The following is a 5,016-nucleotide window of genomic DNA, read 5'->3' as shown; positions in this document are numbered from 1 at the left end:
GCGAGCTCGAGAACGTCATCGAGCGCGCCTTCGTTCTGTGCAACGGCCCGCAGATCGAGATCCGCCACCTGCCGCAGGAATTGCAGGGCCCCGCCCGCGCCCCGGCCAACCCCGCCGCCGACATCGGTCTCGCCCGCCGCTCCGCCGAAGCGCAGTCGATCATGAAGGCGCTGGACAACAACCACTTCAACCGGCTCGCGGCCGCCCGCGAGCTCGGCATCCACAAAACGACTCTTTTCCGCAAGATCAAGGCCCTCGGCCTACGGCTTCCCTAACGCAACGGCGAAAGGTTGCAGGATTGCAACCCCACCGCCGCATGGGGTAGCACCTCCGCTACTCCCCCGCCGGCTGCCGCAAAGGCGGCGAAATCCCGGTTCCCCCGTTCCGGCAAGCGGTTGCGCAACGCGCCCCCGGGGAAATCCGCCGTGGCACCCTTTCTGCTGTAAGGGGTGTCGATGAAAGCCGCGATTACAGAATGGCAAGGGCGCATCGCCCCGGTATTCGACGTTTCCGGGACGGTGTTGATCTACGGACCGGACGGGCTCGAAGAGTCGTATTCCCTGCCGATGGACTGCCCCCAAAGCAAGCTTTCCTTTCTGAAGGAACGGCAAGTCGATGTGTTGATTTGCGGTGCGATATCGCGCCGGGTACGGGAATATGCGGAAGAGCTCGGGATCCGGGTCAATCCGTTCGTGTCCGGCGAGGTCGGCGAAGTTTGGGAGGCATGGAAAAGCGGGACGCTCGACAACGCCTGCTACTCCATGCCCGGTTGCCGCCGCTGCCGTAGACGCAATGGCTCGTGCAGCTAAACCGAGAACAAAAGGAGGCAGCAAATGCCAAAAGGAAACGGAACGGGGCCGACGGGTGCCGGACCAATGACAGGAAGAGGCGCGGGATACTGCTCCGGCAACAACGCGCCGGGTTGGCAAGTGGCCGGAGGCGGCGGAATGCAACGCGGCGCTTGCGCCAACGGCAAACCGCACGGATTTTTCCGTAGCCATGCGCAACACGCCGTGACCTCGGCCGATGCCCTGGTCCTGCAAGGCAAAATCGACGAACTCCACGCCAAACTCGCCTCGCTCGAAAAACAACTCGCCGATCTCGGCGGCAAACAGAACGATTAACCAACCACACCGCCCACAGAGGATTACACCATGAAAATCGCCATTACCACCGCCGGAAACGATCTGGATGCCGCCATCGACACCCGCTTCGGACGCGCCCCGCAGTTTTTGATCTACCACTCGAAGACGGGCGCTTTTTCGATCCAGGAAAACACCCAGAACCTAAACGCCGCCCAGGGCGCGGGCATCCAGTCCGCCACCACCCTGGCCAAGGCGCAGGTCGACTGCGTCATTACGGGCAACTGCGGCCCCAAGGCCTATGCCACGCTCGACGCCGCCGGCATCAAGGTCTACACCTGCGCCGACGCCACCGTTGGCGAAGCCATTGAAATGCTCAAACGCGGAGACCTCAAACCCGCCAACGAAGCCAACGTGGAAGGGCATTGGATGTAGGCAACGGAGTTGCACGTGCTAAGTGTTAAGTTTTAGGTATTAGGTTTAAAGAACCACCCCCCTGGACCTAACCCCTAAAACCTAACACCTAATCCCTATTACCTAATTCCTAAAACCTAATCCCTAAAACCTAATCCCTAAAACCTAATCCCTAAAACCTAATCCCTAAAACCTACCCCCCGAAACGATCATGCAAAGCTACACCGAATGCATTCCCTGTTTTGTCCGGCAAGCGTACGACGCGTTGCGGCAGGTCACGCAGGACGACGAAACGCTCGTCCACCGCACGCTCCAGCGCGTGATGCGCGAGGCGGCCGAATTCCCGTTGAGCTGCTCGCCGCCCGCCATGGCGCAGACGACCCACCGCATCATTCGCGAGGAAACGGGCCATCCCGATCCCTATGCCGCAATCAAGGCCGAGTCCACCCGCATCGCGCTTGAGTTGGCCAAGGAAGCGCGCGAGCTCATCGCCGCCGCCATCGACCCGTTCAAGATGGCGTTGCGCTTTTCGATTGCCGGGAACATCATGGATTTCGCGCTGATGGCCAATTGGGACCGGCTCGAGCTCGGCTCGTTTATCGAAACCACCCGCCTCCAGCCGCTCGACGACGGCGACGTCGAGAAACTCCGCTCGGCGGTCAAACAGGCGCGTACGATCTTGTTTTTGGGCGATAATGCCGGAGAAGCCGTTTTCGACCAGTTGCTGATCGAGCAACTCGGCGGCGCGGACGTTTGCTATGCCGTCAAAGGCGGCCCGATCATCAACGATGCCACGCTCGAAGACGCCTTGGCCGCCGGACTCGACCACGTGGCCGAGCTGGTCGAAAACGGCTCCGATGCCCCCGGCACGATTCTCGACGATTGCACCGACGCCTTCCGCCGGCGCTTCGACGAGGCGGATCTGGTCGTTGCCAAAGGACAGGCCAACTATGAAACCCTAAGCACCTGCACCCGCCCCCTTTTTTTCCTGACCCGGGTCAAATGCCCGGTCATTGCCCGAGACATCGGCGAACCCGTCGGCAGCTGGATCGTAAAAGAACATCGCGTCGAACGTCCAAGATCGGAAAGTCCCAAGTCGAAACGTCCCAAAGGAATCGTATCATGAAACTAGCAATAGCCTCCGGCAAAGGCGGAACGGGCAAGACCACCCTCTCCTGCGCGATCGCCCTCGCGCAGACGGAACCCGTCTGCCTGCTCGACTGCGATGTCGAGGAGCCCAACAGCCACTTCTTCATCCAACCGGAAATCGAACGAACGGAAGCGGTGTTCAGCCTGGTTCCCAAAGTGGACGAAACAAAATGCACGGGCTGCGGCGAATGCGGACGCGTTTGCCAATTCAGCGCCATCATCTCGCTCGGCAAGAAAACCATGGTGTTCAATGAGCTCTGCCACAGCTGCGGGGCCTGCGCGCGCATCTGCCCCACCCACGCCATCGAGGAGGTCCGCAAACCGATCGGCTCGCTCGAAATCGGCCGGAAAGCCGGCGTACGGTTCGTGTCGGGGCGGATGGATGTCGGGGTGGCCATGTCGCCGCCCGTCATCCGCGCCACCCTGAAGCATGCGGTCGAAACGGAGCTGACGCTGGTCGACTGTCCGCCCGGCACCTCGTGCCCGTTCGTTACGGCGGTCAAGGGATGCGATGCCGTGTTGCTCGTCACCGAGCCCACGCCCTTCGGGTTGCACGACCTCGTGCTGGCGATCGAAACGATCCGCGAACTCGGGCTTCCCTTCACCGTGGTGGTCAACCGCGCAAACGGGGAACAAAACCGCATCAGCGACTATTGCGCAGCCGAAAACATTCCCCTGCTGCTGCAGATTCCCGAAGACCGCCGCGTGGCCGAGGCCTACTCCCGCGGGCAGGCGCTGACCACGGCCATGCCCGAACTAAAAACAGCGCTCGCTTCAATCCCGCAACAAATGAAGGATTTAACAGAGGGACGCAAAGAACGCGAAGCGGCGGCTTGTCTATAACTTAGCCGCCTTTGCGGACTCCCGCTTAAAAGGAATACCATGAAAGAACTTATCATCATCAGCGGAAAGGGCGGAACGGGAAAGACCAGCATCACGGCCTCGTTCGCGGCGCTGGCCGAATGTGCCGTACTGGCCGACTGCGATGTCGACGCCGCCGACCTCCACCTCGTGCTGGAACCCACCATCCGGCGGCGCGAAACCTTCACCAGCGGCCGGGCCGCCGAGATCCGCGAAGCCGACTGCACCCAATGCGGCCTCTGCGAAACGATCTGCCGCTTCGATGCGATCCATGATTTCCAGGTCGATCCCCTTTCGTGCGAGGGTTGCGGCGCGTGCGTCGAATTCTGCCCGGTCAAGGCGATCGACTTTCCGGAACAGGATTGCGGCGAATGGTATGTTTCGGCGACGCGCCACGGCGAAATGGTACACGCCCGCATGCATCCCGGGGCCGAGAACTCCGGCAAGCTCGTCAGCCTCGTCCGGCAGGAGGCGCGCAAAATCGCCCTGAAGCAAAACAGCGGATTTCTTCTGGTAGACGGCCCTCCCGGCATCGGTTGTCCCGTGATTGCCTCGGTCACGGGCGCCGATGCCGTGTTGGTCGTTTCCGAGCCGACGCTCTCCGGCGAACACGATTTGAAGCGCGTGCTGCAGCTGACCAACCACTTCAAGATTCCCGCCATGGTTTGCATCAACAAGTGGGACATCAACCCAACGATGACCGAGCGGATCGAAACCCTGGCGCTCTCGTTGGGCGCGAAACCCGTCGGGCGGATTCCATACGACGCGGCGGTGACCGCCGCGCAGATCAACGCCCGCGCGCTGGTGGAAGATTCCGACGGCCATGCCGCCACGGCCGTTCGCATGACCTGGAGCACGGTATGCTCGACCATGTAATGACCGCCATCGAAGAGCGCGCAAAACGCTTCGGCCCGATGCGCGATGCCAACGCCTATGCCAAGGTGCACGGCGAATGCGGCGATACGGCCGAGATCTGGCTGCGCATCGACGGCGGCAAAATCCGCCGGGGCTCGTTCATGGCCGACGGCTGCGGTTGGTCGAGGCTTTGCTGCGCCAAAGCGGCGGCCTTGGCCGAAGGAATGACCATCGAACAGGCCAAACGGATGACGCAGGCGCAGGTGCTGGAGGCGGCCGGCGAGGTTCCGGCGGACCACCGGCACTGCGCCCTGCTGGCCGCCGAGACCATCCATTCGGCGGTCGACGACTTTCTGAACCCCACCACCAAGCCAACGCTCTCGCAATGGCTGAAAGGAATAATCGGCAAATGAACGTACACCTGAAAATCATCGTGGATAACCAAGCGGCCGAGGCGCTCGTTGCCGAGCACGGCCTTTCAATGTGGATCGAGGCGGGCGGCACGAACATCCTGTTCGATGCCGGCCAAGGGGATGCGCTCGAACAGAACGCCGCGCGGCTGGGCATCGACCTCAGCCACGCCGATCTATTCGTCCTCAGCCACGGCCACTACGACCATACCGGGGCCGTCGATTTCGTGATGCAGGAGAGCCCG

9 protein-coding genes are annotated in these 5,016 nt (G+C 61.8%); all 9 read left to right on the top strand.

What is annotated here, in order from left to right; all coding sequences use genetic code 11:
* The coding region (locus ABYO54_RS13865; RefSeq protein WP_372808842.1) for a helix-turn-helix domain-containing protein at positions 1–275 on the top strand (275 nt) is incomplete at its 5' end.
* A gap of 180 nt (positions 276–455) precedes the next feature.
* A complete protein-coding gene (locus ABYO54_RS13860; RefSeq protein ID WP_372808841.1) occupies positions 456–809 on the top strand; it encodes a NifB/NifX family molybdenum-iron cluster-binding protein in 354 nt (117 codons plus the stop codon).
* Between the two features lie 24 nt (positions 810–833).
* Positions 834–1,124, top strand: coding sequence for a DUF5320 domain-containing protein (locus tag ABYO54_RS13855; protein WP_372808840.1), 291 nt, complete (start codon positions 834–836; stop codon positions 1,122–1,124).
* Positions 1,125–1,154: 30 nt separating this feature from the next.
* Positions 1,155–1,517, top strand: a complete 363-nt coding sequence (locus tag ABYO54_RS13850; RefSeq protein WP_372808839.1) for a NifB/NifX family molybdenum-iron cluster-binding protein — start codon at positions 1,155–1,157, stop codon at positions 1,515–1,517.
* A 190-nt stretch (positions 1,518–1,707) separates the two neighbouring features.
* Complete coding sequence (locus ABYO54_RS13845) at positions 1,708–2,622, top strand: DUF89 domain-containing protein (RefSeq protein WP_372808838.1); 915 nt, start codon at positions 1,708–1,710, stop codon at positions 2,620–2,622.
* Positions 2,619–3,488, top strand: a complete 870-nt coding sequence (locus tag ABYO54_RS13840) for an ATP-binding protein (protein WP_372808837.1) — start codon at positions 2,619–2,621, stop codon at positions 3,486–3,488. Before ABYO54_RS13845 ends, ABYO54_RS13840 begins: the two co-directional genes overlap by 4 nt.
* A gap of 39 nt (positions 3,489–3,527) precedes the next feature.
* On the top strand, positions 3,528–4,382 hold the full coding sequence (locus ABYO54_RS13835) for an ATP-binding protein (protein WP_372808836.1): 855 nt from the start codon (positions 3,528–3,530) through the stop codon (positions 4,380–4,382).
* The gene (locus ABYO54_RS13830) at positions 4,367–4,774 is read left to right on the top strand and encodes an iron-sulfur cluster assembly scaffold protein (RefSeq protein ID WP_372808835.1); all 408 of its coding nucleotides are present in this window, start codon (positions 4,367–4,369) and stop codon (positions 4,772–4,774) included. Before ABYO54_RS13835 ends, ABYO54_RS13830 begins: the two co-directional genes overlap by 16 nt.
* A partial coding sequence (locus ABYO54_RS13825; protein ID WP_372808834.1) for an MBL fold metallo-hydrolase occupies positions 4,771–5,016 on the top strand: 246 nt, incomplete at its 3' end. The genes ABYO54_RS13830 and ABYO54_RS13825, both read left to right, overlap by 4 nt.

Origin of the sequence: Pontiella sp., assembly GCF_041622395.1 — a bacterium.
GTDB lineage: Bacteria > Verrucomicrobiota > Kiritimatiellia > Kiritimatiellales > Pontiellaceae > Pontiella.
This window is presented reverse-complemented; position numbering and strand designations above follow the sequence as displayed.

Excerpts from the sequence above, each read along its gene's own strand:
- ABYO54_RS13830 (WP_372808835.1), top strand. The coding sequence starts at position 4,367 with ATGCTCGACCATGTAATGACCGCCATCGAAGAGCGCGCAAAACGCTTC.
- ABYO54_RS13840 (WP_372808837.1), top strand. The coding sequence starts at position 2,619 with ATGAAACTAGCAATAGCCTCCGGCAAAGGCGGAACGGGCAAGACCACC.
- ABYO54_RS13835 (WP_372808836.1), top strand. The coding sequence starts at position 3,528 with ATGAAAGAACTTATCATCATCAGCGGAAAGGGCGGAACGGGAAAGACC.
- ABYO54_RS13850 (WP_372808839.1), top strand. The coding sequence starts at position 1,155 with ATGAAAATCGCCATTACCACCGCCGGAAACGATCTGGATGCCGCCATC.
- ABYO54_RS13860 (WP_372808841.1), top strand. The coding sequence starts at position 456 with ATGAAAGCCGCGATTACAGAATGGCAAGGGCGCATCGCCCCGGTATTC.
- ABYO54_RS13855 (WP_372808840.1), top strand. The coding sequence starts at position 834 with ATGCCAAAAGGAAACGGAACGGGGCCGACGGGTGCCGGACCAATGACA.
- ABYO54_RS13845 (WP_372808838.1), top strand. The coding sequence starts at position 1,708 with ATGCAAAGCTACACCGAATGCATTCCCTGTTTTGTCCGGCAAGCGTAC.